The organism is Sphingomonas edaphi (assembly GCF_003583725.1).
Lineage (GTDB): Bacteria > Pseudomonadota > Alphaproteobacteria > Sphingomonadales > Sphingomonadaceae > Sphingomicrobium > Sphingomicrobium edaphi.
The window spans coordinates 295,436-322,092 of the sequence record NZ_QXTF01000001.1; the positions used below are offsets into that span (position 1 = coordinate 295,436).

The 26,657-nt window shown below is 62.7% G+C and carries 28 protein-coding genes; 18 read left to right on the forward strand and 10 right to left on the reverse strand.

The genetic code is table 11. The features are described 5' to 3' along the window. Positions 1-157 precede the first annotated feature (157 nt). The 4 genes from D3M59_RS01500 to rsmA all read left to right on the forward strand — a co-directional run bounded on the left by D3M59_RS01500 (position 158) and on the right by rsmA (position 5,627). Positions 158-2,377 (forward strand): LPS-assembly protein LptD, encoded by a 2,220-nt coding sequence (locus D3M59_RS01500; protein WP_233543095.1) that lies wholly within the window; start codon positions 158-160, stop codon positions 2,375-2,377. Positions 2,378-2,450: 73 nt separating this feature from the next. Further along, positions 2,451-3,800, forward strand: coding sequence for a peptidylprolyl isomerase (locus D3M59_RS01505; protein WP_456114931.1), 1,350 nt, complete (start codon positions 2,451-2,453; stop codon positions 3,798-3,800). Between the two features lie 9 nt (positions 3,801-3,809). Then, on the forward strand, positions 3,810-4,805 hold the full coding sequence (pdxA, locus tag D3M59_RS01510; protein ID WP_119530940.1) for a 4-hydroxythreonine-4-phosphate dehydrogenase PdxA: 996 nt from the start codon (positions 3,810-3,812) through the stop codon (positions 4,803-4,805). A 3-nt stretch (positions 4,806-4,808) separates the two neighbouring features. After that, on the forward strand, positions 4,809-5,627 hold the full coding sequence (rsmA, locus tag D3M59_RS01515; protein ID WP_119530942.1) for a 16S rRNA (adenine(1518)-N(6)/adenine(1519)-N(6))-dimethyltransferase RsmA: 819 nt from the start codon (positions 4,809-4,811) through the stop codon (positions 5,625-5,627). On the opposite strand, the gene D3M59_RS01520 is transcribed toward rsmA, so the two are convergent. The 4 genes from D3M59_RS01520 to D3M59_RS01535 are packed head-to-tail and all read right to left on the reverse strand — an operon-like array spanning position 5,624 to position 9,648. Further along, positions 5,624-6,121, reverse strand: a complete 498-nt coding sequence (locus D3M59_RS01520; protein ID WP_119532811.1) for a tetratricopeptide repeat protein — start codon at positions 6,119-6,121, stop codon at positions 5,624-5,626. The two genes, rsmA and D3M59_RS01520, sit on opposite strands and share 4 nt — an antisense overlap. Positions 6,122-6,147: 26 nt before the next feature. Next, on the reverse strand, positions 6,148-7,323 hold the full coding sequence (locus D3M59_RS01525) for an RsmB/NOP family class I SAM-dependent RNA methyltransferase (protein ID WP_119530944.1): 1,176 nt from the start codon (positions 7,321-7,323) through the stop codon (positions 6,148-6,150). Between the two features lie 3 nt (positions 7,324-7,326). Further along, positions 7,327-8,802, reverse strand: a complete 1,476-nt coding sequence (gene guaB, locus D3M59_RS01530) for an IMP dehydrogenase (protein ID WP_119530946.1) — start codon at positions 8,800-8,802, stop codon at positions 7,327-7,329. Between the two features lie 39 nt (positions 8,803-8,841). After that, positions 8,842-9,648, reverse strand: a complete 807-nt coding sequence (locus D3M59_RS01535; RefSeq protein ID WP_119530948.1) for an HpcH/HpaI aldolase/citrate lyase family protein — start codon at positions 9,646-9,648, stop codon at positions 8,842-8,844. Between the two features lie 60 nt (positions 9,649-9,708). Between D3M59_RS01535 and D3M59_RS01540 the strand changes: the two genes are divergently transcribed. The 4 genes from D3M59_RS01540 to D3M59_RS01555 all read left to right on the forward strand — a co-directional run bounded on the left by D3M59_RS01540 (position 9,709) and on the right by D3M59_RS01555 (position 13,569). Continuing rightward, a complete protein-coding gene (locus tag D3M59_RS01540) occupies positions 9,709-10,677 on the forward strand; it encodes an SPFH domain-containing protein (RefSeq protein ID WP_119530950.1) in 969 nt (322 codons plus the stop codon). After that, positions 10,677-11,132 carry an NfeD family protein gene (locus tag D3M59_RS01545; RefSeq protein ID WP_119532812.1) on the forward strand — a complete coding sequence of 152 codons (456 nt, stop codon included), beginning with the start codon at positions 10,677-10,679 and terminating at the stop codon, positions 11,130-11,132. Before D3M59_RS01540 ends, D3M59_RS01545 begins: the two co-directional genes overlap by 1 nt. 17 nt (positions 11,133-11,149) lie before the next feature. Then, positions 11,150-12,991 (forward strand): DUF885 domain-containing protein, encoded by a 1,842-nt coding sequence (locus D3M59_RS01550; protein ID WP_119530952.1) that lies wholly within the window; start codon positions 11,150-11,152, stop codon positions 12,989-12,991. 158 nt (positions 12,992-13,149) lie between these two features. After that, the gene (locus D3M59_RS01555) at positions 13,150-13,569 is read left to right on the forward strand and encodes a reverse transcriptase-like protein (protein WP_119532813.1); all 420 of its coding nucleotides are present in this window, start codon (positions 13,150-13,152) and stop codon (positions 13,567-13,569) included. Positions 13,570-13,620: 51 nt separating this feature from the next. Here the strand turns inward: D3M59_RS01555 and D3M59_RS01560 are convergent, their stop codons facing one another. The 3 genes from D3M59_RS01560 to D3M59_RS01570 form a co-directional block, all read right to left on the reverse strand. Next, positions 13,621-14,061 (reverse strand): nuclear transport factor 2 family protein, encoded by a 441-nt coding sequence (locus D3M59_RS01560; RefSeq protein ID WP_119530954.1) that lies wholly within the window; start codon positions 14,059-14,061, stop codon positions 13,621-13,623. 190 nt (positions 14,062-14,251) lie between these two features. Beyond that, positions 14,252-14,710: a hypothetical protein gene (locus tag D3M59_RS01565; RefSeq protein ID WP_233543097.1), complete on the reverse strand. Its 459-nt coding sequence runs from the start codon at positions 14,708-14,710 to the stop codon at positions 14,252-14,254. Positions 14,711-14,746: 36 nt separating this feature from the next. Then, positions 14,747-16,354, reverse strand: coding sequence for a phosphoenolpyruvate carboxykinase (locus tag D3M59_RS01570; RefSeq protein WP_119530956.1), 1,608 nt, complete (start codon positions 16,352-16,354; stop codon positions 14,747-14,749). 170 nt (positions 16,355-16,524) lie between these two features. Here D3M59_RS01570 and D3M59_RS01575 point away from each other — a divergent pair, with 170 nt between their 5' ends. The 8 genes from D3M59_RS01575 to D3M59_RS01610 are packed head-to-tail and all read left to right on the forward strand — an operon-like array spanning position 16,525 to position 22,427. Then, positions 16,525-17,241, forward strand: coding sequence for a response regulator transcription factor (locus D3M59_RS01575; protein ID WP_119532815.1), 717 nt, complete (start codon positions 16,525-16,527; stop codon positions 17,239-17,241). Beyond that, positions 17,210-18,784 carry a sensor histidine kinase gene (locus D3M59_RS01580; protein WP_119530958.1) on the forward strand — a complete coding sequence of 525 codons (1,575 nt, stop codon included), beginning with the start codon at positions 17,210-17,212 and terminating at the stop codon, positions 18,782-18,784. Before D3M59_RS01575 ends, D3M59_RS01580 begins: the two co-directional genes overlap by 32 nt. After that, positions 18,781-19,221 carry an HPr kinase/phosphorylase gene (locus tag D3M59_RS01585; protein WP_119530960.1) on the forward strand — a complete coding sequence of 147 codons (441 nt, stop codon included), beginning with the start codon at positions 18,781-18,783 and terminating at the stop codon, positions 19,219-19,221. Before D3M59_RS01580 ends, D3M59_RS01585 begins: the two co-directional genes overlap by 4 nt. 2 nt (positions 19,222-19,223) lie before the next feature. Continuing rightward, complete coding sequence (rapZ, locus tag D3M59_RS01590) at positions 19,224-20,159, forward strand: RNase adapter RapZ (RefSeq protein ID WP_119530962.1); 936 nt, start codon at positions 19,224-19,226, stop codon at positions 20,157-20,159. Next, complete coding sequence (locus D3M59_RS01595) at positions 20,160-20,567, forward strand: PTS sugar transporter subunit IIA (protein ID WP_119530964.1); 408 nt, start codon at positions 20,160-20,162, stop codon at positions 20,565-20,567. After that, positions 20,564-20,836 carry an HPr family phosphocarrier protein gene (locus D3M59_RS01600; protein ID WP_119530966.1) on the forward strand — a complete coding sequence of 91 codons (273 nt, stop codon included), beginning with the start codon at positions 20,564-20,566 and terminating at the stop codon, positions 20,834-20,836. The genes D3M59_RS01595 and D3M59_RS01600 overlap by 4 nt, the downstream gene beginning before the upstream one ends. A gap of 4 nt (positions 20,837-20,840) precedes the next feature. After that, positions 20,841-21,644: a TrmH family RNA methyltransferase gene (locus D3M59_RS01605; RefSeq protein WP_119530968.1), complete on the forward strand. Its 804-nt coding sequence runs from the start codon at positions 20,841-20,843 to the stop codon at positions 21,642-21,644. Between the two features lie 24 nt (positions 21,645-21,668). After that, a complete protein-coding gene (locus tag D3M59_RS01610) occupies positions 21,669-22,427 on the forward strand; it encodes an META domain-containing protein (protein WP_119530970.1) in 759 nt (252 codons plus the stop codon). A 141-nt stretch (positions 22,428-22,568) separates the two neighbouring features. Here the strand turns inward: D3M59_RS01610 and rmuC are convergent, their stop codons facing one another. Continuing rightward, positions 22,569-23,912 carry a DNA recombination protein RmuC gene (gene rmuC / locus D3M59_RS01615; RefSeq protein WP_119530972.1) on the reverse strand — a complete coding sequence of 448 codons (1,344 nt, stop codon included), beginning with the start codon at positions 23,910-23,912 and terminating at the stop codon, positions 22,569-22,571. A 195-nt stretch (positions 23,913-24,107) separates the two neighbouring features. Between rmuC and D3M59_RS01620 the strand changes: the two genes are divergently transcribed. Both D3M59_RS01620 and D3M59_RS01625 read left to right on the forward strand, forming a co-directional pair. Beyond that, positions 24,108-24,983: a TolB family protein gene (locus tag D3M59_RS01620; RefSeq protein ID WP_119530974.1), complete on the forward strand. Its 876-nt coding sequence runs from the start codon at positions 24,108-24,110 to the stop codon at positions 24,981-24,983. A gap of 105 nt (positions 24,984-25,088) precedes the next feature. Next, on the forward strand, positions 25,089-25,472 hold the full coding sequence (locus tag D3M59_RS01625) for a four-helix bundle copper-binding protein (protein ID WP_119530976.1): 384 nt from the start codon (positions 25,089-25,091) through the stop codon (positions 25,470-25,472). Here D3M59_RS01625 and def read toward each other — a convergent pair. Continuing rightward, a complete protein-coding gene (def, locus tag D3M59_RS01630; protein ID WP_119530978.1) occupies positions 25,469-26,017 on the reverse strand; it encodes a peptide deformylase in 549 nt (182 codons plus the stop codon). The two genes, D3M59_RS01625 and def, sit on opposite strands and share 4 nt — an antisense overlap. Positions 26,018-26,048: 31 nt before the next feature. Beyond that, positions 26,049-26,645, reverse strand: a complete 597-nt coding sequence (gene recR / locus D3M59_RS01635) for a recombination mediator RecR (RefSeq protein WP_119530980.1) — start codon at positions 26,643-26,645, stop codon at positions 26,049-26,051. Between the last annotated feature and the right edge of the window lie 12 nt (positions 26,646-26,657).

Consider the following 26,657-nt stretch of genomic DNA (forward strand, 5'->3'; position numbering starts at 1 on the left):
TCCTCGAATGCGATGAAGCCAAAGTTTTCGCCCCCTTACGGCGTGCGCCGCGCCAAGGCAAAGGGGCACCTCGTCCCAAGGCGGATTGCCGGTTCGCGGACAAGCTGCAATAGGCGGTTCTTCAACCAGAATGGGACCGGGCGGAAACTTGCGGGCAGTGCGATCGATTGGCCTGGGCTTGACGGCATTGCCGCTGTTCCTTGCGTTGGCACCGGCGGCCCGTGCGCAGGACGACGCGCCCGCGGCTGAGCCGGCTGCCGAACCCACGGTCGACTTCAGCGCAGACGAGGTGATTTACGACAGCGGCGCGGAGCAGCTTACCGCGTCAGGCCAAGTCCGCATGTCCCGCGACGGCAACTACTTGGCCGCCGATCGGGTCAGCTGGGACCGCAACAGCGGCCGGGTCGTAGCCGAAGGCAATGTGGTGGTCATCAATCCGGGCGGCGACAAGTTGATCGGTGATCGCGTCGACCTGACCGACACCCTGCGCGATGGCACGATCGACAACCTCCTAATCGTCCTGGAAAGCGGTGGCCGCATCGCCGCGGTTAGGGGCACGCGCAGCGGCACGACGACCGAACTCACCAACGCCGTCTACTCGCCCTGCCCGGTCACAACGCCGGCAGGCTGCCCGAGAAATCCGAGCTGGAAGATCAATGCCGCGCGGGTAGTGCAGGATTCCTCGACCGGTCGGGTGCGGTTTGCCGGCGGACGGCTAACTATCCTCGGCATGACGATCCCGCTGTTGCCGATCTTCAGTATCGGCGACGGCTCGCAAAAGGGGGGCGTCACCGGCGCCCTCGTTCCAAGCATTCGCGTCGACAGCAATAATGGGCTTGAACTCAGCCTCCCTTATTATTGGCGCGTCGACCGCGATCGCGACCTGACCGTTACGCCCCATCTTTATACCCACTCCGCGCCTGCGTTTGAGGCACGTTGGCGTCACCTGACTTCAAAGGGCGCGTATCAACTTGGAGCGTTCATTACCTACGGCGATATTCCGGATGCCGATCCCGACCCGGCCGCGACAACCCTCAGCGATCGCAACGGCATTCGGGGCTATTTCGAAGGAAATGGTCGGTTCCAGCTGGACCCGTATTGGACGGTCACCGGATCATTCCGGGTCGCAACCGACAAGACAGTGGCGCGGCGCTACGATATCACCCGCGACGACCGCCTGCGTAATTTCATCAATGCCGAGCGGATTTCGCTCGACAGTTATGTGTCGATCAGCGGATGGGCATTCCAGGGCCTCCGCTCAAGCGACGACCAGGAACAAATCCCAATCGCGCTTCCAGCAGTGGACGCTCGGTTCCGGCTGGACGACCCCTGGCTTGGCGGCAAATTCGAAGTACAGGCAAACAGCCTCGCTATTCTGCGCCGGGATGGCCAAGACACCCAGCGCGCATTCGCGAGCGCGAAATGGGAACTACGCCGCATCACCAGCATGGGCCAGGAACTTCTCCTGACGGCCTACGCCCGCGCCGACGCCTATCACACGGACGAATCCAGCGAGACGCCGGTCGCCATCTACCGTGGCGAGGACGGCTGGCAGTTCCGGGGCATCGGCGCGCTCGCCGCAGATCTCAAATGGCCGCTGATTGGTGAGTTGTGGGGCGGCACGCAGCGGCTGACCCCTCGCGTCCAGCTCGTCCTGACACCGCCCACGCCCAACCTCAGCATTCCGAATGAGGATGCTCGCGCGGTTGACCTGGAGGATAGCAACTTGTTCGCGCTCAACCGCTTCCCCGGCTACGACCGCTGGGAAGACGGATCGCGCATCACATACGGATTTGAATGGGCGGTCGACCGTCCGAAATGGGCGATCCACACGGTTGTCGGGCAAAGTTACCGCCTGACCCGGGAACCGAGCATTTTCCCGGACGGCACGGGTCTCACGGATAGCTTTTCCGATATCGTAGGACGCACGCGCGTACAGTTCGGGCGGTTTATCGACCTGACGCATCGCTATCGCCTCGATAAGGACAACTTCGCCGTCCGCCGCAACGAGCTTGACCTCACCGTCGGCACGGATCTCACTTATGCCCAGATCGGCTATCTCCGACTGAACCGGGACATCTCGCCGACCGTCGAGGATCTGCGCGACAAGGAAGAGTTGCGACTTGCCGGCCGGTGGCAATTCCATCGCTACTGGTCAGTATTCGGATCTACCGTCCTCGACCTCACTGGTGAGGATGAAGACCCATTGAGCCTCGCAGATGGCTATGAGCCTGTACGACACCGGCTGGGCATCGCTTACGAGGACGATTGCCTGGAACTTGGCGTCGCGTGGAAGCGCGACTATGAACGCATCGGGGAGTTCCGGAAGGGCAGTACGTTTTCGATCAATTTCGCGCTTAAGGGCATCGGCCGCTAAGCTGCCGTTCAGCACCGGTGCGTAAAGGGCAACTCTCTACAGCGTTGGCGACAAAGGGAATTTAGTGGTGGGATTGAAGCAAACGACGTTCAAGGCGCGCTTGGTTCGCGGCGTTCCGCTGGCACTTGGCCTCGCGCTCGCGACGACAGTGGCCGCTCAGCAGAATGCGGCTCCGGCGAATTCGGCCGCGACGCTTAAGCTTCCAGAGGCACCCCAACTTTTCGGCACGACGCTGCCCTCGGTCGTCAAGGCTACGGCAATCGTCAACGGCGAGGTCATAACCCAGACCGACGTCGACCAACGTCTCGCCTTGCTGACCATCGCCAACGGCACCGATATTCCCGCAGAGGAAGTCGATCGCCTTCGCCAACAGGTCCTTCGCAACCTGATCGACGAAACGCTCCAGATCCAGGCCGCCAAGGCTGAGGAAATCGAAATTACTGACGCCGAAATCGACAAGACCGTCGAGCGCGTGGCGGGCAATGTGAAGCAGACACCTGACCAGATGGCGGTCTACCTCAAGTCGCGCGGCTCCTCGATCCGTTCGATCCGTCGCCAGGTGTTGGGCGAAATGGCGTGGCGCCGATTGCAGTCAAAGAAAATCGAAAGCGGCATTAGCGTCGGTGATGACGAAGTGAATGCCGTGATCAACAAGCTCAATGCCTCCAAAGGCACTGAAGAATTCCGCGTCGGCGAAATCTTCCTGTCGGCGACGACCGCCAATGAGCAGCAGGCAGCCGCCAACGCCCAGAAGATCATGGCAGCGCTCGAACAGGGCGGATCTTTCGTCGCCTATGCGCGGCAGTTCTCCGAAGCATCGACCGCCGCCGTCGGCGGCGACCTCGGCTGGGTTCGACCGGAACAGCTTCCGGAACAGCTAGCCATAGCCGTGCGCCAGATGCGCCCCGGCATGGTCTCTTCGCCAATCAAGGTGCCGGGTGGCTATTCCATCATTGCCGTCCAGGACGTCCGAAAGATTCTGACGGCCGATCCGCGCAGCGCCGTGCTGACGCTCAAGCAGGTCTCGATCCGCTTCCCGCAGGGTGCGACCCGTGCCCAGGCAGAACCGGTCGTTGGCCGTTTTGCGGCGGCGAGCCAGAACATTGGCGGATGCGGCGGAGCCGAAAAACTCGCGAGCGAGTTCAACGGCGAAGTGGTTGAGTCCGATCAGGTCAAGATGCGCGACCTTCCCACTGCTTTGCAGGACATGATGATGGAAATGCAGGTTGGCCAGGCAACCCGACCCTTCGGCTCAATTGAGGAAGGCGTGCGGATCCTCGTCCTGTGCGGCCGCGACGAGGTCGATCCGACTGCGCCGAGCTTTGACCAGGTCTATGCGCAGCTGAATGAGGAGCGGATCAACCTGCGTTCCCGCCGTTACCTGCGCGACCTTCGCCGTGACGCGGTGATCGACTTCCGTTAAGCGGAAACGATGTCGACAATGATAAGGCCGTTGGCCGTTTCGCTGGGCGATCCCGCCGGGATCGGCCCGGAAGTGGTCGGGAAATGCTGGGACCATCGACAACAGTTCGGCTTGATGCCGTTCGTTGCGGTCGGAAATCCACGCAGCCTTGCGGCGGTTTGGGACGGCCCGATCGCCGTCATCGACGATCCCTCAGAGGCCTTGCAGGCGTTCCATGACGGCCTTCCGGTCCTGGCGATCAACTCTTCCGACACCGATCTACCTGGGCATCCCAGCGTAGCGGGCGCCCATTGCTCGCTAGACGCTCTTGAACTGGCGGTCGGACTTGCAAGGTCAGGCTCGGCGGCGGCGGTCGTCACGGGCCCGGTATCCAAGCAGCAGCTGTACGGCATCGGCTTTTCCCACCCCGGCCAAACCGAGTTTGTTGCGGAGCGATGCGGCATTTCGCCCGGCAATGTCGCGATGATGCTGGCTGGCCCCAGTCTGCGGACGGTTCCGGTCACGACGCACGTGCCTTTGCGCCGGGCAGCGGAAATGCTGACGCCGGGTCTTATCGAGATGCGGGGCCGGGCGGCGTTGCGGGGGCTGCAGCGTACCTTCGGCATCGCTGACCCGCGCCTCGCCGTAGCCGGTCTCAATCCGCACGCCGGCGAAGGCGGTACGCTAGGCACCGAAGAACTCGACTGCATTATGCCAGCGATCGACGCGCTCAGGGCGGAAGGCTGGCGGGTAACTGGCCCGCATCCGGCAGACACCATGTTTCACGCCGCGGCACGCGGTCAGTATGATGCCGCGTTGTGCATGTATCATGACCAAGCGCTCATCCCCCTGAAGGCCCTGCATTTTGAAGAAGGCGTCAACATCACGCTAGGCCTTCCCATCGTCCGGACCGCTCCTGACCATGGCACGGCGTTCGACATCGCCGGACAGGATCGCGCCGATCCGCGAGCGATGGCTGCCGCGATCAATATGGCCGGCGACTGCGCTCGCAATCGCGCCGCCTGATCGATGGTCGAACCACTCCGCGACATCATCGCGCGCCACGGGCTGCAGGCCACCAAGGCGCTCGGCCAGAATTTCATTCTCGATAGGCATTTGTTGGCGCGGATTGCCGCCATTCCGGGACCGCTCGACGGCGCGAATGCTTATGAAGTCGGCCCTGGCCCCGGCGGGTTGACCCGGGCGATCCTCGAGGCGGGCGCCTCGCTGGTGGTTGTCGAGCGCGACCGCCGCTGCATCCCCGCCCTTGCTGAGCTTGAGGAGGAATTTTCTGGGCACCTTAAGGTCATCTCCGGCGATGCGCTGGAGGTGGACGAGCAAGCCCAAGTCGGGCGCGGTGCCCACATCATCGCCAACCTGCCGTACAATGTCGGCACGGCACTGCTGCTTCGCTGGCTCGGCGGCGAATGGCGACCTTGGTGGGCGTCGCTAACCCTGATGTTCCAGCGGGAGGTCGCCGAGCGCATCGTGGCGAGGGCCGGCAGCAACCATTACGGCCGACTGTCGGTCGCTGCCCAGTGGCGTTCGACGCCGCGCATTGCGATGGCGGTGCACCGTTCCGCCTTCGTGCCGCCGCCCAAGGTTGCTTCGGCTGTCGTCCACATCGTCCCCGCAGACGAGCCTGAAGGCGTCGACCCAGTCGTCCTCGAGCGGCTCACCGCCGCAGCGTTCGGGCAGCGTCGCAAGATGCTCCGCTCAAGCCTGAAGGCCATGCCGGGGGCGCTCGATGCCTTGGAGGCGCTCGGTATCGACCCGGAACGGCGCGCGGAAACGGTCGACGTGGACGAATATGTCGCCCTCGCCCGCTACCTCACCGCGAACGCTTAGTTCTTCTTTTCGACCGGTTCCGTCTTCGCCGCCGCTAGCGCCGGCCCACGCGCGATCGCCGTCGACAGCGTCGCGACCTGCGGACAGCCCGCCGTCCCGCACAGCTTCCGCAGCTTCGCTAGATTTTCCTTTGCGCGCGGAAGAGCGCCCAGCTCGACCATCGCCTCGCCTTGGACGGCTAGCGCCTCGCGGTCGGTCGGCTCCAACGTCAACGCGCGGTTCGTCAGGCGGATCGCCTGCCCGTAAAGCTGCTGCTTGATCGCCACACGGGCCATGGCGTTGAAGGCCGCTCGGTTCTTCGGATCGACCACCAGCGCCGTTTCTAGCGCATCGTCGGCTTCGATCAGCTTTCCCTGCCCCAGCAAGGTCTCTCCCTGCTTCAACAGCGCGATGGATTGCGGCGCGACCTGGTCGTCAGGCCGTTGGCCGATGACCGCGACAGGAACGGCCGAAGCGGCGAGGCCAAGGCACAGAACGAGCGGCGTTAGGCGCATTATCTTCTCCAACCAATCGCGCTGGCCTAGCACGGCCTGACAAAGCGCGCGACGAAAAACCCGTCGGTGGCATCGTGGGCCGGAGTGAGCAGCTTTCCCGGCCCATCGGTACGACCACCATCGAACGGCACATCTTGCGCCATCCAAGATGAATGACGGCCTAAGAAACTTGCGGCCTGGCCCGCGCCCTCGCGATGAAGGATCGAGCAGGTCGCATAGACCAGCGCCCCGCCCGGCTTCACCAGTGGAGCGGCCATATCCAGGAGATGCTTCTGTAGGGCGACCAGCCGATCGAGCCTATCCGGCGTTAGCCGCCAGCGGCCCTCCGGGTTGCGCCGCCACGTTCCCGACCCGCTGCACGGAGCATCCACCAGCACCACGTCCGCCTGTCCCGCCAAGTCGGCAAGCTGCTGTTCCTCGCGGCCTCCGTCGAGCAGGCGCGTGGCAATTGACGCGCCGGCCCGTTCCGCTCGCGGCCCAAGCTGGGCAAGGCGGGCTCGATTATTGTCGCTCGCGATGATTCTCGCTCCAGGCGCCGCAGCGGCCAGTGCCAGGGCCTTGCCGCCTGCTCCAGCGCACAGGTCGAGAATGTCGTGTCCATCGGAAGACTTGCACGCTAACGCAATCAGCTGGCTGCCCTCGTCCTGCACTTCGACCAGACCATCGGCGAACGCCGGATGATCGTCCACTTTCGTGTCCGCCGGTAGCCGCAGCCCCCAAGGACTGAGCCGGGTCGCAACTGCCCCGTCGAAGATTGCTTCGACGTCATCCCGGGACGCCCGCGCGACATTTACGCGCAGGTCGAGCGGCGCCCGTTCGAGCAAGGCCGGCCATTCCTCCGGCCCGACGAGGGGAGACAACTCGGAATTCACCCACTCGGGCACGTACGAGACTGTCGAGGACGCTTCGTCGCCACGAGCCGCGGGCCCGTGCGCCGATCCATCGAATGCCGCCGCAATATCCGGATCATCGTCCGCGACGCCCAGCATCGCCATGCGGCCACTGCCGGGCCGCTCGGCAGTTCGCCGGATGGCGCGATAGACGAGCTCGCGAACGGCGCGTCGGTCCTTCGACCCAGCATAGCGCCGGATCTTGAAATAGCGTTGGACGATCGTATCCGCCGGCGGACCGTCGTCCCGCGCCGACGCGATCACCTCATCGACGATGTCGATCGCCGCCTGCACCCTCGCGGATGGCGTCATGGCCTAGCGAGTCGGATAGTTAGGCGCTTCGCGAGTGATGGCGACGTCATGGACGTGGCTCTCACTCAGGCCCGCATTGGTTATCCGCACGAAGCGCGCCCGCTTTTGCAGTTCCTCGATGGTCGTCGATCCAGTGTAGCCCATCGCCGCCTTCACTCCGCCGACCAGCTGGTGGACGATGTCGCGCACAGGACCCTTGTATGGGACTTGGCCCTCGATACCCTCGGGCACTAGCTTCAGCTGATCCTTGATATCCTGCTGGAAATAGCGGTCGGCCGAACCCCGCGCCATTGCGCCGACGCTGCCCATGCCCCGATATGCTTTGTATGCACGGCCTTGGTAGAGGAAAGTCTCGCCAGGGGCTTCCTCGGTTCCGGCTAGCAGGGACCCAACCATCACAGTAGAGGCACCCGCCGCCAGCGCCTTGGCAATGTCTCCCGACGTGCGGATACCGCCGTCGGCGATCACCGGAACGCCCTTTTCGCCAGCCGCTTTGGCCGCGGCCATGATCGCGCTCAATTGCGGCACGCCTACGCCCGCAACGATTCGAGTCGTGCAGATCGAGCCTGGCCCGATCCCGACCTTAATTGCGTCGGCTCCAGCATCGGCCAGCGCCCGCGCGGCATCCGCTGTCGCGACGTTACCTGCGACGACCTGCACACTATTGGAAATCCCTTTCACCCGCTCAACGGCCGCGCCTACGTCTCGGTTGTGCCCGTGTGCAGTGTCGATGACGATACAATCGACGCCCGCATCGATCAGCGCTTGGCTCCGCTCGAATCCCTTGTCGCCCACCGTCGTGGCGGCGGCGACGCGAAGGCGACCCTGCGAATCCTTCGTGGCGTGGGGCGATGCGACCGCTTTTTCGATATCCTTGACAGTAATCAGGCCAACGCAGTGGTCCGCGTCGTCGACAACCAGCAGTTTTTCGATGCGCCGCTGATGAAGCAAGCGACGCGCCTCTTCTTGGCTGGTTCCCAGTGGAACCTTCGCGAGATTCTCGGACGTCATCAGCTCGCGCACCGGTTGGCGCGGATTTTCAGCGAAGCGAACGTCGCGGTTGGTCAAGATACCCGCCAGTTTTCCCGATTTCTCGACGATCGGGATGCCGCTGATGCGGTTGGCCTTCATCAACTCGAACGCCTCGGCCAGTGTCTGGTCCGGAGTCATCGTGATCGGATTGACGACCATGCCGCTTTCGAACCGCTTCACAGCACGAACGGCCATCGCCTGCTCGTCGACTTCCATGTTGCGGTGAAGCACGCCAATCCCGCCCAGTTGCGCAAGCGCGATCGCCATGTCGGCTTCCGTCACCGTGTCCATAGCGGACGACAGCAGCGGAATCTGCAGCGGGATTTCGCGGGTCAGGAAGGTGCGGGTGTCGGCACCGCTCGGGAGCACACTTGATTCGAGCGGCTGGAGGAGGACGTCGTCGAAGGTGAGCCCGAGGGGGATTTCGTCGTGGAGAAGGTCGGCCATGCGGGCCTTTGGCAGGACAGAGGCGATTCGCCAAGCCCGTCAGGCACGTCGCGCCCTCGCCAGCAGCCGCTCTGCCGCCTCGACATGCATCCGCTCGACCATCTCGCCCTCGAACCGCTCCGCCCCGCCGGTCGCTGCGGCGATGAGCCGCTCAGCCCGGGAAATCTCGTCGTCGGTTGGGGCAAAGGCGGCGTGACATGGTCCGATCTGCTTGGGATGGATCAGCGACTTGCCGTCGAAGCCGAGCCTCCGTCCTTCCACAGCCTCCGCCGCGAAGCCCTGCTCATCGTCCAGCCCATTAAATACCCCGTCGAACGCCGCAATGCCTGTCGCCCGGGCCGTCAGCAGGATCGACTGCAGCGCCATCTGCAACGGTGACCGCCCCGCATCGCGCGGAAGGCGCAGGTCCGCCGCAAGGTCATTCGTCCCGGCGATAAGCGCCGCCGCTTCCTTCGCAATTTCTCCCGCCGCCAGCACGCCGCGCGCCGTTTCGATCATCGCTGCGATCGGGCGCCCTGTCTGGTTGCGGACAAAGGACAGGTCCTCTCTAGTTTCGGTGCGGGGCACGACGATGACGTCGACCCTCGAATGCATCATCGCCACCACGTCGCGCCCTTGCCACTCCGTCTTTGACCCGTTGATCCGGATCGCGACGGGCATCGGCCAAGGCTCGGCAACCGCATGGACCGCCGCGTCGCGGGCCGAATCCTTGTCTTCCGGCTTCACCGCATCCTCAAGGTCGAGAATCACCAGATCCGCCCTGCTTTCCCGCGCCTTCGCGATCGCTCGCGCGTTGCTTGCCGGTAGGAACAGCACCGCCGGCCTGTCGAAAAGCGACAGCGTCATGCGGATTTTCCTTCCCCATGGCGCCAACGCTTTGCATCATGGCGGCGATCAAGGGGGACTATCATGCTGACCTTTCTTTCCATTCTCGCTTTCCTGGTGCTGCTCATCGTCATGATGAGCGTCAAGATCGTCCGCCAGGGCTATCGTTACACCATCGAGCGGTTCGGCAAGTTCGTGCGCGTGGCCGAACCGGGTTTCAACCTCGTCACGCCCTTCGTCTACCGCGTCGGCCACAAGATCAATATGATGGAGCAGGTGGTCGATATTCCGGGCCAGGAAATCATCACGAAGGACAACGCCATGGTCGCGGTGGACGGCGTTGTCTTCTTCCAGGTGCTCGACGCTGCCAAGGCCGCCTATGAGGTCAGCGACCTTTACACTTCACTCCTCGCCCTGGCGACGACCAACCTCCGCACTGTCATGGGGTCGATGGACCTCGACGAGACCTTGTCGAAGCGTGACGAGATCAACGCCCGACTGCTCGCAGTAGTCGACCATGCGACGGAGGCGTGGGGCGTGAAGATCACCCGCGTCGAGCTCAAGGACATCCGCCCGCCAGCCGACATCGTGAACGCAATGACTCGCCAAATGAAGGCCGAGCGCGAAAAGCGCGCCTCCATCCTCGAAGCGGAAGGCATGCGCGCTTCCGAAATCCTCCGGGCGGAAGGCGAAAAGCAGTCGAAAATCTTGTCCGCCGAAGGCCTAAAGGAAGCCGCCTTCCGCGAAGCCGAAGCGCGCGAGCGCGCCGCGCAAGCCGAAGCCAACGCGACCAAGTCGGTCAGCGACGCGATCGAGGGCGGCAGCACTCAGGCGATCAATTATTTCATCGCTCAGAAATATGTCGAGGCGCTCGGCAAGTTCGCCACGTCGCCCAATGCCAAGACCATCCTCTTCCCGGTCGAAGCTACGCAGCTGATCGGATCGCTCGGCGGGATTGGCGAGCTGACCAAGTCTGTGCTCGGCAATGACAAACCCGCCCCGACCGCCTCCTCCGCAGTTCCCCGGGTTGAAGCGCGTAAGGGCGAATGATGGGCCTCGATCTCCATGCCGGCTGGCTCTGGGCGATCGGCGGCCTGCTGCTGCTGATCGCCGAGATTATTGCTCCCGGCTTCTTTCTCGTATTTCTCGGCGTCGCGGCCATCGCCACCGGCCTCTTCACTCTTTTGTTCGACCTTGGCCTGGGTCCACAGCTTGCGCTGTTCGTCATCTACACCGCGCTGGCGGTAATGTTGGGCAAGCGCTGGTACGCGGAACCGAACCATCAAGACCAGTCGATCAAGCTCAACGATCCCGCAAAGCGGCTGGTCGGAAAGACCGTTACCGTCGTCTCACCGGTCGACGATCATGGCGGCCGGGTTCGCGTCGGCGACAGCGAGTGGAGCGCCCGTGGCGGCCCGGCTGCGGCTGGAGAGCGCGTGACCGTCACCGGGGTTGACGGCAACTGCCTGACCGTCGAGCCTGTCCGCACCCTGCCCCCAGCGTAAGTCCCGGAGTAGCCTTAGTGAACGACCTCAGCTTTTCGCGCCGCCAGGTGATCGGCACCCTTTCGGCCGGCGCCGCTGCCCTCACCCTGCCCGGCTGCGCGCCAACGTTGGCCAGCGGCCCGATTCCCTCCGGTGAGGGGGGGGTCAAGGCACTGCTTGACTCGATTGGCGAAAATCTCCTCGCCTTGTCGCCGGAAAGCGCAACCAGCCTCGGCCTCGACACCGGCCCGCGCGCCATCCTTCGCTCGCGCCTCGCCGACCGCAGTCAGGCGGGGCAGGACCGGCTCGCCGCCGTGCTGCGCACCGACCTAGCCCGTGCCGAAGCTATTGAAACCGCCGGCCTCACCCACGCGACGCGCACCAGCGTTGAAGTTGTCCGCTCCGCCTATCGCACTGCGCTGGAAGGCTTTGCTCAGCCCTATGGCGACGTTGCCGTCGGCGGCTGGCGCAACACGCCCTACGTCGTCATCCAAAATGTCGGCGCCTATCTCGACGTGCCGCGCTTCCTCGACAGCGACCATCCGGTGAAGAACGCCGCCGATGCCGAAGCCTATCTGTGGCGCCTCGATGGCTATGCCGCGCAACTCGACGGGGAGCTTGGCCGGCTGAAGGCGGCGGGCGACCAGGGACTCATCGCCCCTGCGTTCCTGATCGACAAGGCGGTCAGCCAGATGACCATGACACTCAAGGGCACCCGCGAAGGCGGCGGACTGGTCGAATCTATCCAACGGCGCACGAAGGACATCCCCGGTGACTGGGTCGCCCGCGCCCGCTCTATCGCCCAGCAGAAAATCGCCCCAGCCCTCGAACGGCAATTGGCGGAGCTACAGGGCCAGCGCGCACGAGCGACGATGGACGCAGGCATGTGGGCACGGCCCGGAGGCCCCGAATTCTACCGCTGGGCGCTGAAGGCCTCGACCACCACGACCATGACCCCGGACGAAATTCATCAGATGGGCCTCGAACAGGTGGCGGAGCTTCACGGGCGAATGGATGTCATCCTGAAAAGCCTCGGCTACACGCAGGGCACCGTCGGCGCCCGCATGACCGCTCTATCCGACGACGCGCGCTACAAGTTCAGCGAAGGCGACAAGGGCCGCGCCGAAATCATGGCGTTTATCCAGGAACGGCTGCAGATCATCCGCGCCCAGCTCCCCCGCGCATTCCGCACGTTGGTGCGCGGCAATCTGGAAGTGAAGCGCCTACCGCCCGAGGAAGAACCCGGCGCGCCCGGCGCCTATGGCGGTGCCGGTTCGATCGACGGTTCAATTCCCGGCAAGTTCTGGATCAACCTGCGCACCACCGATTTGCACCGCAAGTACGACCTCGCCGATCTCACCCACCATGAGGCGATTCCTGGCCACGTCTGGCAGGGCGAATATTCGAACCAGCTGCCGCTCATCCGCACCATGCTGGCCTTCAACGCCTTTTCCGAAGGCTGGGCGCTCTACGCGGAACAGTTGGCGGACGAACTTGGCGTCTATGACGGCTTCGAGGTCGGCCGGCTGGGCTACCTGCAAAGCCTCGCCTTCCGCGCCATCCGCCTCGTCGTTGACACCGGTCTGCATCACAAGCGCTGGACCCGCGAACAGGGCGTCCGGTTCTTCGTCGAAAAGAACGGCTCCAAGCCGGACGAAGTCGCAAGCGAAGTCGATCGTTACTGCAGTTGGGTCGGCCAGGCTTGCGGCTACAAGATCGGCCACACCGAAATCGTCCGCCAGCGCTCCCGCGCGCAAGCCGCGCTCGGCGCCAAATACGACCTGCGCGATTTCGACGACGCGGTGGTCAAGGGCGGCAACGTCCCAATGGACGTCCTCGCCAAGAACGTGGACGAGTATATCGCGAGCAGCCGGACGTAACGGAGCGTGCGATCGGCGTTAATTCCTGTCTGGACGGCTTGCAGGGTTGAGCCGTCTCGTTGGTCCGCCGGTCTACTCCACCCATCACCAATCATCTTCTTTACGCCTGACAGATCGACTTGGTTCAGGCTAAGCAGCTTCATGCGTCCGGAAGAAGCGTGACCCGCCGTAATCAGCCTCTAAAGATCTTCTACGATGGCGGCTGCCGGCCCAATCCGGGGCGGATCGAAGTCGCCGTTGTCGCATGCGGTCAAACCCGTTTCTTCGATAACCTCGGCGAGGGCAGCAGTAGCGACGCCGAATGGCTCGCCCTGTGCCTCGCGCTTGAAGTCGCCCAGTCGCTCGCCGAACCGATCTTCGATCTTGTCGGGGACAGTCGCAGCGTCGTCGAGCAGGCCAGCGGAGCGGCGCCGTGCCGCAGCCTATCAGCCCGCCATCACCGCGCCCGTTACGAGGCCGCAGCTGCCGCTTGGCCGCCAAGGCGGCTGCGCTGGATTCCCCGGCAGCAAAACCTCGCCGGAATTGCCCTCACTCGTCGCCACAATTGTGCCAAGCGTGGCGACGTAACTGACACGTAATCAGGACATCACGTCTGCTCTCGATCCATTGCAACCGAGAAGATTCCACGACTAATTTGAGGTCTTCGGCTGGCGCTTGCTCGCTACGTTGTACAGTTTGTGGACGATAAGCCATCTGCCATTACTGCGAATGAGCGACATATGATCCGTCGTCAGCGCCCTCGGATAGTCGAGCACGATCGTGGCGACGGCAGCGTCGCCAGTAACGACAACATTGCTCACTGTACGCTTCCGCTGGCCCTCGTCGGCTGCCGGCCGGCCTGATTGAAGCGCCAAATATTCGGACAAGGTTCGCTGTTCGGGTCTGCCGTCTCGAACGCCACTCAATCTGGCGTCCGGATGGAACGCCTGACGATAAAAGTCAGCGTTACCGGTCGCTTGGCCCTTCAAGTACAGCGAGATCGTGTTCTGGACTCCAACGTCGTCAAGAGTTGGCGCCGACCCAAGTTGCATTGCGCTGAAAGCAAGCATCAATGCCGTTCCGATGCCCATCTTTTTGCTTCCTTCGCCCAGGAACGTTGTTGAAGCTACTTAGCGCTGCTCAGTGGACATCAGCAACAGTCCGAGGGAGGGTGTCGCTCTGGGACTGCACTAACGGCTAGTACCCATCCAACGGAGCGGCATCCAACAAATGGCTGTCCTACAGGCAAAGGCCTGCGAAATGCCGCCTCACGCGAAAACTTCAAGGCAAGGCCGCAAGGTCCGGTTTCAGCCAGCTCCGCCGCGCGTCGACGCTCATCAGCCGCTCCTTCGACCAGAACCGCAGCGGCCAGTCGCGGCGGCCAATAGGCGAATGAAGCAGTTCGTTGACCAATTCATGGATCGGACGGTTCGTGCCCGCCACTTCCAGGAAATGCCGGACGCCCCTTAGGTAAGCCCGCGTTATCGTGTCGTGATAGCCCTGCATGTCGTTGTTCACGCCGCCGACGCTGACATTGTAGCGGCGGATCAGGTCCGGAAGCTCGGCATCAAGGTCGATCTCCGGGCACCCCAGGATCAAATAGGTCGTCGCGGCCAAGTGCGCTTCATGCGTCCATTCGGCTCGCGGGAGACTGCGCGCCAGTAGGCCCTCGCCCACACGGGCGACGGCTTCGTCGGACAGGAAATGGCGAATAGGAAACGCGGTCATCGGATCGGACATTCTTCCAAAGATTGCCCGATCTGATGAACGGGCAGGTCAGGCGGCGGCGCTTACTTTCGGCCCCGATTGCCGCACGCCCTCTTCGACATGGTCCGCGAACTCCGCAAAATTCTCGACGAACAGGTCCACCAGCTTCGCCGCCGTACGGTCGTACTCGGCCTTGTCGGCCCAGGTCGACCGCGGGTCGAGGATCGAGCTGTCGACGCCCGGAACCGCCACCGGCACTTCGAAGCCAAAGTTGGGATCCTTGCGGAATTCGACATTCTTCAGGCTGCCGTCGAGCGCGGCATTGAGCAGCGCGCGGGTTTCCTTGATCGGCATGCGCTTGCCCGTGCCGTACTTGCCGCCGGTCCAACCGGTGTTGACGAGCCAGCAGTCGACGCCGCCCTTGGCGATTCGCTCCTTGAGCAAGTTGCCGTAGACCGACGGGTGACGCGGCATGAACGGCGCGCCGAAGCAAGTCGAGAAAGTCGCTTCCGGCTCGGTCACGCCGATCTCGGTGCCGGCAACCTTCGCGGTGTATCCGGACAAGAAGTGGTACATTGCCTGATCGGGCGTCAGCTTTGCGATCGGAGGCAGCACCCCGAACGCGTCGGCGGTCAGCATGACGATGTTGCGCGGGACCGGCCCCATGTTCTCGTCGGAAGAATTGGGGATGAAGTCGATCGGGTAAGCACCACGGCTGTTTTCGGCCAGGCTATTGTCGTCCAGATCGAGTTCGCGGGTCGTGGGGTCCATTACGACATTCTCCAGCACCGTTCCGAAGCGCTTGGTCGTCGCATAGATTTCCGGCTCACTCTCGGCCGACAGGCGGATCATCTTGGCGTAGCAGCCACCTTCGAAATTGAAGACAGCCGTATCCGACCATCCGTGCTCGTCGTCCCCAATGAGCGTACGGCTGGGATCAGCCGAGAGGGTCGTCTTGCCGGTTCCCGACAAGCCGAAAAAGATGGCCGTGTCGCCGTCCTTCCCGATGTTGGCCGAGCAATGCATCGGCATGATTCCCTGCGCCGGAAGCAGGTAATTGAGCAGCCCGAACACCGACTTCTTCATTTCGCCGCCATATTCCGTACCGCCAATCAGGATCAGCTTTTCGGTCAGGTTGACGGCAATAACCGTCTCGCTGCGGCAACCATGCTTCGCCGGATCCGCGCGGAAGCTCGGCAGGTCGATGATCGTGAATTCGGGAACGAAACCGGCCAGCTCCACCGTTTCGGGGCGAACCAGCATCGTCCGAATGAACAAGTTGTGCCAAGCATATTCGTTGACCACCCGCACCTTAACGCGATGTTCCGGCTGCGATCCGCCGAACAGGTCGGCAACAAAGAGTGTATCGAGCGATTTCAGGTGGGCTAGGAAATCGGCCTTCAGCGCCGCAAAGGCCTCGGGGGCCATCGGCTTGTTCGACTTGCCCCACCAGACCGTGTTTTCCGTCTCCGCATCGCGGACGGTGAACTTGTCCTGGGCCGAACGGCCGGTGTGGCGCCCAGTCTTGACGACGATCGGGCCATCCTTGGCGAGCTGTCCTTCACCACGCGAAACCGCCTGCTCGACCAGCGGCGCGGTCGTAAGGTTCCAGTGGACGGTGGCACCGGTTTCAATGCCCTGTGTCGCCAACTGGTGCGCGGGGATGCGCTCGCTCACATCGATTCTCCCTGAAATTTCAAAGGCGAAGCCTGTCCCCAGACCTCGCCGCATACGTATGCGATGGGGCCTATACATACCAGAAGCAGGACGGTCAAAGCAGCCCTTCTCGCCCTTGTTTCGACGAACGGCGCTGGCTATCCCATGGGACGACACGCATAGGAGCGGGCATGAGCCAAGTGATCGCGCTCGTCGACGACGACCGCAATATCCTGACGTCCGTTTCGATTGCGCTGCAGGCCGAAGGATTCCTGACCCGGGTCTACACCGACGGCCAGTCCGCATTGAAGGCTTTCGCCGACAATCCGCCGGACTTGGGCGTTTTCGACATCAAGATGCCCCAGATGGACGGAATGGAGCTGCTCCGCCGCGTACGCGAGACGAGCGCCATGCCGGTCATCTTCCTGACGTCAAAGGACGACGAGCTTGACGAAGCGCTGGGCTTGGCGATGGGCGCTGACGACTACATCTCCAAGCCCTTTTCCCAGCGGCTGCTGATAGCCCGCATCCGCGCGCTGCTGCGCCGTCAGGAGCTGGCGAAAGGCAACAGTACCGGGAATGGTGAAAGCGCTCCCGCCGAGACGCCGCTGATCGAACGCGGCCGACTGGTGATGGACCCGGCGCGTCATAAGGTCTTGTGGGACAGAAAGGACGTGACGCTCACCGTCACCGAATTTCTTATCCTCGAGGCTCTGGCCCAGCGGCCCGGCGTCGTGAAATCGCGCAACCAGCTGCTCGATATTGCTTATCAGGACGATGTCTATGTCGACGACCGCACCATCGACAGCCACATCAAGCGGATTCGGCGGAAGTTCCGCGCCGTCGACACCCAGTTCGACGCAATCGAGACCCTCTATGGCGTCGGATATAAATTCGGAGAGGAATAGCGAAGAGGATCTCGTCCTCGCCTGGTCGGGACGTTGGACCCTCGCCCACCGCATCCTTGCGGTGAACGTGCTGACGCTTGCCCTTGTTGGCCTCGCATTCCTGTATCTCGACAGCTACCGTAATCGGCTGGAAAAGGAACGGGTTCAGAAGGTCGCAGCACAAGCCGAGATGGCGGCCACCGCCCTATCGACCGTGGCGCCCGACCGTCACGACGAATTGCTGGCGCGTTTGTCTAAGCAGAACAAGACCCGTATCCGGATATACGGCTCCGATGGCTCTCTCAAGCTGGACAGCTGGCAATTGGTTGGCCCGACCTACCGCCTGAGGGATCCCGCCATGCAACGGTGGAACAAGGATGTTGCTCGGGCCCTCGACCGAGGATTCAACGCCATCGTCGGCGAAAAGAACGACGAGGATTTCGTCGAACCGGCCGTCGATCGAGCAAATGCGTGGGAAGAAGTCGCAGCGGCGATGAGGACCGGAGCCATCCAGACGGAAATCAGGCTGGCCCCCGAGCTAACGCCCGTCTTCTCCGCCGCTGCGCCGGTCGGTGATGGAACCACTCTGTTGGTTACCGACAACGACCGGTCCTTCACTCGGACTGTCCGCAAGCAGCGCCGGTCGTTGCTGGTCGCGCTTGCGGTCGTCACCGGGCTGTCGGTGTTGTTGTCCCTATTCTTGGCTCGCACCATCGTCCAGCCGTTGCGGCGCATTGCGTTTGCGGCACATCGCGTGCGGCTCGGTCGAGCCCGCGAGGTCAGGGTTCCCCGCCTTCCGTCGCGCCGTGACGAAATCGGCCTGTTGGCCCGGTCAGTCAGCGACATGAGCCAGTCCCTTCGCCACCGCATCGACAATATCGAAGCATTCGCAGCTGACGTAACCCACGAACTCAAGAACCCGCTCGCATCCTTGCGCTCCGCCGTCGACAGCCTCGATCGTATCGACGACCCTGCACTGAAGCGTCAGTTGATCGACGTCATCCGGCAGGACGTGCTTCGCCTCGACCGGCTTATTGGCGACATTGGCGAAGCCGCTCGGACGGATGCCGAGCTGGCCCGCGCCCGCTTTGAACCGGTCGACCTGGGCGAGCTGATCGGCAATCTCGTCTCAAGTTGGGAGACGCGGCGGGAAACCGGTAACGTCCGCATCGCCTTCGCACGCCCCAGACGCGCTAGCGCCATCGTCATGGGTGAGCCAGGCCGTCTCGCTCGTGCGATCGACAATTTGATCGATAATGCGATCAGTTTTTCCCCTCCAAGCGGCTTGGTTGAAATTGCCGCAACCCATGTCGGAGACGAAATCCGCATTCGAATTGATGATGAAGGCCCGGGCGTGCCGCCCGAATCGCGTGAGGCCATCTTCAACCGTTTTCACTCGGTTCGCCCCGGCGCCGAAAACTTCGGCCGCCACTCCGGTCTGGGCTTGGCAATCGCTCGGGCGATTGTCGAAGGCCATGATGGGGAAATCGATGTCGCCGACCGCGACGACGCGCCTTCGGGCGCACGGTTCACCATCAGCCTCAAAGCGGCGGACCGCGCATGAACGGCCCTCGCCTCAGTTCGGAAAACCTGCACGCCTCAACCGTGGCCCTTAACGGTCACGCGGTAATCATTTCGGGCCCATCGGGATCGGGTAAGTCAGACCTTACGCTTCGGCTACTCGACCACGGCTTCATCCTCGTCAGCGACGACCGCACGATTGTTCATCGCGACGGCGACCGGCTTGTCGCTTCGGCGCCTCCGACGATCAAGGGCAAGCTGGAAGTACGAGGCATCGGCATCGTTGACGTAAATTCGGTGGACGATATCCCCGTCGGGCTGGTGGTCGAGCTGACCAACACCATTCAGCGCATGCCTGACGATGGGCAGGAACGCCTGATCCTTGGGGTCCATATTCCCCTTATCAACGTCGATGCGATGACCGCGTCCGCGCCATCAAAGGTCGCGATGGCCCTCGACCGGTTGGGTCTGAAGTTCTGACCATGGCGAGCCGCCCAAGACATTTGCCGCGCTTGCTTCTGGTCACAGGCATGTCAGGTGCGGGCAAGTCCACCGTGTTGGATGCACTTGAGGACATGGGGTGGGATTGCGTCGATAACCTGCCAACGGCCCTCCTCAACAGCTTTGTCCATGGTGAGCGCGAGTCGCGGGCGGGCGTGCCCGTCGCCGTCGGGATGGACGTCCGCAGCCGGGGTTTCGACCCGCAAGCGTTGCCGGCCCTCCTGAGATCGATCGAGGGCGTTCGCCCGGAAATCCTCTACCTGGATTGCGCCGGAACGGAGCTAATTCGCCGCTATGACGAGACCCGTCGGCGTCATCCCCTAGCGCCTGACCGACCAGCGGAGGACGGCATTGCCCGGGAACGCGGTGCGACCGCGCCCCTTCGCCAGATCGCGGACACGGTACTCGACACGACCGACCTTACGCCGGCCGAGCTGAGGGACGAGCTTCGCCGCCGGTACGGTGGTGAAGTCGATCAACCGGTTGTGACTATTTCCTCGTTCGGATTCGCCAGAGGGATTTCGCGAACCGCCGACCTGGTGTTCGACATGCGGTTTATTGCGAACCCGCATTGGATTGACGAACTGCGACCATTAACCGGAGAGGATGCTCCTGTTCAGGCTTATGTCGGCGATGACCCCGGCTGGGCCCCGGCGATGGAACAGATCGAGACCCTGTTATCTGCGCTCATTCCTCGCTATTGGGCCGCCGGCAAAAGCTATTTAACGGTGGCGTTTGGCTGTACCGGGGGACGTCACCGATCGGTGGCTGCGGCGGTCGAAATGGCGAACCGGTTGCGTAAAGCGGGATTTTCGCCGAATGTCCGCCATCGTGACCTCGCTTCGCCGCCAAGCGATACGATCGAGGGAGAACCCGCAAGTCCAGGTGACGCGGGCGTTGACGAAGCGGGTGAGTAAATGATCGGACTAGTGTTGGTGACCCACGGCCGTCTGGCGGCCGAGTTCATCACCGCAATGGAGCATGTCGTTGGCCCCCAAGAGGCCATCGAGGGAATCTGCATTGACGCGGATGACGACATGGAGATGCGCCGCAAGGACATCGCCGATGCCATTCAACGCTGCGACCAGGGCAAGGGGGTCATCATTTTGACCGACCTGTTCGGGGGCACTCCGTCGAACCTCGCCATCAGCCTGATGAAAAGCGAGAATGTCGAGGTAATCGCTGGCGTGAACCTGCCCATGCTGATCCGACTCGAGGGCGCCCGCAAGGCAATGACCGTTCGAGCGGCCGTCGCCGCAGCCCGGGAAGCCGGGCGGAAATATATATCGGTCGCCTCCGAAATTCTCGGCGAGGCCGCTGCTTGAGCGGCCAGTCGCGTACCATCGAGATCACGAACCGGCGTGGGCTCCACGCCCGCGCCAGCGCCAAATTCGTCAATCTCGCGTCGGCCCTTCCCGCCAGGGTTGAGGTCGAAAAGGACGGCAATCGCGTCGTCGGCACATCGATCATGGGCCTGATGATGCTGGGTGCTGCGATGGGCGATCACATCACCATCCATTGCGACGGTGAAGGCTGTGACCACGCGCTGGCCGAACTGTCCGCCCTGGTCGAGGGACGCTTCGGGGAGGACTGATCACATGCCCCGCCAGATCAGTTCATTCTCGAACGAAACCGTCAAACGAATCCGCGGCCTTCGCGACAAGAAGCAGCGCAAGTCGGAAGGTCTGTTTCTAGCTGAAGGGCTGCGCATCCTCGCGGAAGGTCGCGATAGCGGCTGTCTGCCAGAAATCATTGCCTATTCTAGCGCCGGCGGGATTCATCCTCTGGCAGAAGAGATTATCGTTGCCGCTGAAGCACAGGGCGCGGATGTCATCGAGACAACGCCGGACATCCTTTCGAAAATGTCAGGCAAGGATAATCCGCAGGCGATCCTCGGAGCTTATCGGCAGCCGGAAAGCGGCCTTGCCGGCATCGACCGGATGCGGTCTCCGCTTTGGCTGGTCGCCCAATCGCTGCGCGATCCCGGCAATATCGGGACGATCCTGAGAACTGGAGATGCGACTGGAGCAGGCGGCCTGATCCTCCTGGACGATTGCGCAGACGCCTATTCGGTCGAGGCGGTTCGGGCGTCGATGGGGGCTATTTTCACCCAATCTATTGCAGCGGCTCGCTGGGAGGAATTCCTGCCCTGGTTACGCAGCGGCGTGGGTCAGTTGGTCGGCATGAGTCTTCAAACCGAGCATGACTATCTGGAGCCGATTTACGAGCAGCCCTGCTTCCTGTTGATCGGAAACGAAAGCCAAGGCCTGCCCGAGCCTTACGAGGCCGAATGCGACCTGCTGGTAAAAATCCCGATGCTGGGCCGAGCCGACAGCCTGAACGCGGCGGTCGCGGCGGCCGTAATGGCGTTCCAGGTACGGGCAAGTTGGCGGAACCGCTGACGCGCCTCGCGGGTTTGTTCCGCCATGAAAACGATATTCGCGCTGCCGCTGCTCGCCCTTGGTCTTGCCGCATGCGAGACTTATCCACCCTATGGCCAGCCCTACCCGCCGGGCGGTCCATCGCCGGAAGCGACCTATCGGGCAATCGGTACAGAACCGTTTTGGGACCTGGAAATCGGCCGCGACATGGTTTTCACCGACCGCGGCGATAATATGCGCGTCGTCCAACCGACACCGCGCCCAATCAACGGGGTTGCGGGAGAAATCTACAGGACGCCACGTATCGAGGCGAATGTGGTGCATGCTCGCTGCAGTGACGGCATGAGTGACCGCGTCTACCCCGACACAGTCCAGGTCCGGGTCGATGGCCGCGAGTATCGAGGATGCGGTGCAACAGTCGCCTTTTTCGGTCAGGTTGGCGAGGACGGCCAACCAAACTACCCAGGATCCGGAGCCATGACGCTGACCGGCACGAACTGGCGCGTGGTCGCTATCAACGGCCGACCGACGCCGCCGCAGAATTTTTACATGAATTTCATTCCCGACCGGATCGGCGCCAAGTTTGGCTGCAACTCACTGGGCGCTGGCTATTCGGTAGCAGGTAGCGTGCTGACCGCGGGCGCTGTGATGGCAACGCGAATGGCGTGCCCGGACATGACCTTCGAGACACAGGGATCGGCTATCCTTGCCCGGCCAATGAACATTTCCGGCGGTGGCGATCGCATGCGCTTGGCCAATTCGGCCGGAACTATCGATTTGGTTAGGGCCGAACAGGCGAGGTGACCTGCCCGCGCAGCGATGCGCGAAGTTTACGTGGCCGATGAAATCTGAGGTCGCCAACTTCGAGGTTCCCGATGAGGTTCCTTTCTAAAGAGCCGGCAGCTGGCTGCAGGCGAACCCATGCATTACCACTGCAAAACGCTGTCAGGCCGCAGCGTCGTCTTCGTTCGCAGTAGGCTTGGGCGCCGAGAGCTTGGTCAACGGACGCGGGCTGGCTTCAACCATCGGCGGCGTGGGGACGTCCTTGGCGCTTCCCGCGCCAAGCGATTCGAAGCGCCGGGCCTGGGTGAAGACCTGGCTTTCGAAACTTCCGACCATCTGGTTGTAGGCAGCATTGGCGGTCGACAAATTCTTGCCGACGCGTTCCATGTGCTGCGCCATCGTCGCAAGACGCGAGTGCAATTCCTTGCCAAGGCTGGCGATTTCATCGGCAGCCTCGTTTAATTTTTCCTGCCGCCACACGCTGGCGACCGTCCGAGCGATGGCGACAAGGTTGGTCGGAGTCGCCAGCAGAACCTTTCGCTCGAAGGCCCATTCCCACAGACCATGATCATGTTCCAGGGCGGCGGTCAGGAAATGTTCTCCCGGGATGAACATGACGACATAGTCAGCAGCGTCGTCAAACTGCGCCCAGTAGGACTTGGACCCAAGCTGCTGCGCATGATTCTTTACCGACGCGACATGAGCCGACAGGTGCGCGGCGCGCCGGTCGTCGTCCACCTCTTCAGACGCATCAAGATAGGCGTTGAGCGAGCATTTGGCGTCAATCACAAGCTTTCGCCCGCCGGGCAGATTGACGATGACGTCGGGCCTCAACCGACCGTCCTCCGTCGTCACGCTGACTTCCGTACGGAAATCAGCATGTTCGATCAGTCCCGCTTGCTCTAGCACATTGCGAAGGCTCTGCTCGCCCCACCGACCACGCGCTTTTGGTGAAGCTCGAAGTGCATTGACGAGGTTGCGGGTCTCGTCGCGGACACGTCCCTGCCCTTCGCGCACCTGTTCAACCACGGAGCGCAGGCCGGCATAATGATCGACACGCTCCTTCTCGACGCGCTGCAGGCCCTCCTCGTAGCGCTTGAGAGTCGCCTCGACAGGCTGCAGCAGCGTCTGGAGCTTGGCCTGGCTGGCCTTGTCCGCCTCGCTGAAACGTTCGCCTGCCTTGTCGAGAAAGTCTTTCTGGGCCTTTTCGAGCAGTTGGTCGCCTACCTCGCGCATTTGCCGGATCAGCGAATCCTTCGATTCCTGAAGGTCCTTCATCCGCGCATCGAAGTTACGGGCATCAGCCTGCAGCGTCGCAAGATCACGGGCCGCGACCTCATGCGCCGAGCGGGCCGCGTCGCGTTCGTCGCGAACTGCGTTTAGCTGGAGCCGCAGCGATTCGGCGGCGGCCTTGCCCTGCTCGCCGCCGCGCGCTCCCAGCAACCACCCGATGGCCGCACCCAGCACGAGGGCTACCAGCCCAACGATGATCAACGAGGCGTCCAACCTGCCCTCCTGAATGTAGAACGAAATGCGAACCTATGACCATTTTGCCTCTGGCTCAAGCGCAGCCTGACGCCACCATCGGCAATTCGTCATGACATCATCATCGCCCCGCCGGACCGGTTCGGTCACCTTCGCCGCCAAGGCCGGGACAACCCTCCCCACCCCGTTGTCCCGGCCAACCATCAGGAGGCGAGGATGAGGAAATTTTCAGTTGGCCTGATTATCGGAGGAGCTTGCCTGATCGCGAGCACGGCCATGGCAATGCCATCGTTTGGCGATTGGACCGCACCGCAAAACATAGAGGCGTTGCCGAACTCCTCTACGGACATCAACGTGCCGGCCGTCGACGGCTGTTCCAGTCTCTCGCCAGACGGTCTAACTCTCGCGTTCAATTCCAATCGCACCGGCAACTTCGATATATATTTCGCGCGCCGACTGAGCCCGTCGGACGGGTTCGGCCCGCCCGAGCGCCTTCCCGCGCCAGTGAACGGCCCCACGACCGATAGCTGTCCGACCCTGCTGCAAGGCAAGCAGATGATATTCACCAGTTTCCGAGACGATCAGGCCGGCGATCTTTACCTGACGCGCTTGGGGCCAAAGGGATGGTCGAGCCCGCAGCGTTTCGGACCGAACATCAACCAGCCCGGCATTCAGGACGAAGTTGCTTCCGTTTATGAGGATGACCAAGGACGGCAGGTCATGGTCTGGTCGCGGCGCAATGGTGCCAATCCCGGCGATATTTTCCAGAGCGTCGATGGCGGACCTGCGACCCTGGTGTCCGGGGGCATCAACAGTTCGGCAGCGGATAATCGCCCAAGCGTCACCCATGACGGAAAGACGATTTTTTGGGACTCGACGCGCAACAGCGATCCCGCCGACCCCGATATCTGGTTTGCAACGCGCTCTAGCACCAGCGCTACCTGGGGAACGGCCGAGCGGCTCGGCAACTCTAGTGCTGCTGGGAGCTTCGACGGCCGACCTTTCGTCAGCTGGGACGGGACGACCCTGATCTTTTCGTCGAGCCGGAGCGGAGGTGCCCCCGACATCTATATTTCGACGCGTTCAAGATAGAATCGCGATTCCAGCGGGGGCTGGACGCCACCTTCGCCTTCGGGTGGGGGTGGCGGAACCCTTCCGCTTCTGCTTCGCTCTCGTTTGCAAGAGAGGGAGAGGCAAATGTCCATTCGGAAAATGATCGCACTTCACCCAAAGGACCAAAACAACCAGACTCTGGCCGACGCGGTCCATCACCTAATGTATTGTTCGAAAATGTGCTTGAGCTGCGCCGATGCCTGCATGGTCGAGGCGATGGACATGTCGCAGTGCATTCGCCTTTGCCTCGACTGTTCCGACATTTGCGAGGCGACGTCGCGGTTGGCCCTGCGTCGCACCGGGGATGACCAGCCAATGCTTCGCGAACTGCTCGAGGTTTGCGCCCGCATGTGCGAACAGTGTGCTGCCGAGTGCGAGCGGCATGACCATGAGCATTGCAAGCTGTGCGCACAGATCTGCCGCGAGTGCGCGGAAGATTGCCGCAACGCGGCGGCGTCGATCGCCTAGGCGGCGCGCAGGCCCCGTTCGCGACGGGTCTTGGCGAGTCTCTTCAAAACCATGTCGCGCTTCAGCTTCGACAAATGGTCTATGAAGAGCACGCCTTCGAGATGGTCCATTTCGTGCTGCAGGCAGACCGCCAGCAGGCCCTCCAGCTCTTCTTCGTGGCTGTCGCCATTTTCGTCCAGCCAGCGGGCGCGTATGCGGTCGGGGCGCATCACTTCGGCATATTGGTCGGGGACCGACAGGCAGCCCTCAGTGTAAGGCACCTTCGAAGTCGATGCCTGGAGAACTTCTGGGTTAATGAAGACCCGCGGCTCGCGGACGGGCTTGGATTCTGGGTCGTCAGGATTTTCCGGTTCCTGCAGGTCCATGACCAACAGGCGCTTTGGAACGCCGACCTGCACAGCGGCAAGGCCGATACCCGGCGCATCGTACATGGTTTCGAACATGTCCGAGATCAGCTGGCGTAGCTCGTCATCGACCTTTTCGACCGGGGTCGAGATTTCGCGAAGGACGGGTTCGGGCGTTTCGTAGATGCGCAGGATGGCCATGGGGGCGATTTAGTCTTTCAGGGCAATGGGTTCAAGCGACAGGACGCCGAGCCCTGAGGGCCTGCGCAAGGGTACCCTCGTCGAGATAGTCGAGTTCACCGCCGACCGGAAGGCCGTGCGCCAACTGGGTGAGGCGGATGGGAAATTTCTCGAGCCGCTCGGCGAGATAATGGGCGGTGGTTTGGCCCTCGAGCGTGGCGTTCATGGCCAGCACCACCTCGTCGATGCCGCCCGCCGCAACGCGGGCGACGAGCGTGTCGATGCCGAGATCCTCGGGCCTGACCCCTTCCAGCGCCGACAGTCGGCCACCCAGCACATGATAACGCCCGGGAAACAGGCGCGAGCGGTCAAGCGCCCAAAGGTCGGCGACTTCCTCTACCACGCACAGCAGTCGCTGGTCGCGGCGCGGGTCCTTACAGATGATGCACGGGTCGCTAGTGTCGACATTGCCGCAGGTGGAGCAGGTTGAGAGGGTTTCGGAGACTGCCTGTAACGCAGCCAGCAGCGGCTCCAGCGCCGCCTCGCGCTTTTTCATCAAGTGCAGGACCGCCCGCCGCGCCGAACGCGGGCCAAGGCCAGGCAATCGCGCAAGGGCCTGAGTCAGGGCTTCGATCTGCTGTGACGCCATAGGCCGGACATA

What these genes read in the sequence shown, in the direction of transcription:
- pdxA (WP_119530940.1), top strand. Translation starts at nt 3,810, where the DNA reads ATGTCGACAATGATAAGGCCGTTGGCCGTTTCGCTGGGCGATCCCGCC.
- rsmA (WP_119530942.1), top strand. Translation starts at nt 4,809, where the DNA reads ATGGTCGAACCACTCCGCGACATCATCGCGCGCCACGGGCTGCAGGCC.
- D3M59_RS01520 (WP_119532811.1), bottom strand. Translation starts at nt 6,121, where the DNA reads ATGCGCCTAACGCCGCTCGTTCTGTGCCTTGGCCTCGCCGCTTCGGCC.
- D3M59_RS01525 (WP_119530944.1), bottom strand. Translation starts at nt 7,323, where the DNA reads ATGACGCCATCCGCGAGGGTGCAGGCGGCGATCGACATCGTCGATGAG.
- guaB (WP_119530946.1), bottom strand. Translation starts at nt 8,802, where the DNA reads ATGGCCGACCTTCTCCACGACGAAATCCCCCTCGGGCTCACCTTCGAC.
- D3M59_RS01535 (WP_119530948.1), bottom strand. Translation starts at nt 9,648, where the DNA reads ATGACGCTGTCGCTTTTCGACAGGCCGGCGGTGCTGTTCCTACCGGCA.
- D3M59_RS01545 (WP_119532812.1), top strand. Translation starts at nt 10,677, where the DNA reads ATGGGCCTCGATCTCCATGCCGGCTGGCTCTGGGCGATCGGCGGCCTG.
- D3M59_RS01560 (WP_119530954.1), bottom strand. Translation starts at nt 14,061, where the DNA reads ATGGGCATCGGAACGGCATTGATGCTTGCTTTCAGCGCAATGCAACTT.
- D3M59_RS01565 (WP_233543097.1), bottom strand. Translation starts at nt 14,710, where the DNA reads ATGTCCGATCCGATGACCGCGTTTCCTATTCGCCATTTCCTGTCCGAC.
- D3M59_RS01575 (WP_119532815.1), top strand. Translation starts at nt 16,525, where the DNA reads ATGAGCCAAGTGATCGCGCTCGTCGACGACGACCGCAATATCCTGACG.
- D3M59_RS01580 (WP_119530958.1), top strand. Translation starts at nt 17,210, where the DNA reads ATGGCGTCGGATATAAATTCGGAGAGGAATAGCGAAGAGGATCTCGTC.
- D3M59_RS01585 (WP_119530960.1), top strand. Translation starts at nt 18,781, where the DNA reads ATGAACGGCCCTCGCCTCAGTTCGGAAAACCTGCACGCCTCAACCGTG.
- rapZ (WP_119530962.1), top strand. Translation starts at nt 19,224, where the DNA reads ATGGCGAGCCGCCCAAGACATTTGCCGCGCTTGCTTCTGGTCACAGGC.
- D3M59_RS01595 (WP_119530964.1), top strand. Translation starts at nt 20,160, where the DNA reads ATGATCGGACTAGTGTTGGTGACCCACGGCCGTCTGGCGGCCGAGTTC.
- D3M59_RS01605 (WP_119530968.1), top strand. Translation starts at nt 20,841, where the DNA reads ATGCCCCGCCAGATCAGTTCATTCTCGAACGAAACCGTCAAACGAATC.
- D3M59_RS01610 (WP_119530970.1), top strand. Translation starts at nt 21,669, where the DNA reads ATGAAAACGATATTCGCGCTGCCGCTGCTCGCCCTTGGTCTTGCCGCA.
- D3M59_RS01620 (WP_119530974.1), top strand. Translation starts at nt 24,108, where the DNA reads ATGAGGAAATTTTCAGTTGGCCTGATTATCGGAGGAGCTTGCCTGATC.
- D3M59_RS01625 (WP_119530976.1), top strand. Translation starts at nt 25,089, where the DNA reads ATGTCCATTCGGAAAATGATCGCACTTCACCCAAAGGACCAAAACAAC.
- def (WP_119530978.1), bottom strand. Translation starts at nt 26,017, where the DNA reads ATGGCCATCCTGCGCATCTACGAAACGCCCGAACCCGTCCTTCGCGAA.
- recR (WP_119530980.1), bottom strand. Translation starts at nt 26,645, where the DNA reads ATGGCGTCACAGCAGATCGAAGCCCTGACTCAGGCCCTTGCGCGATTG.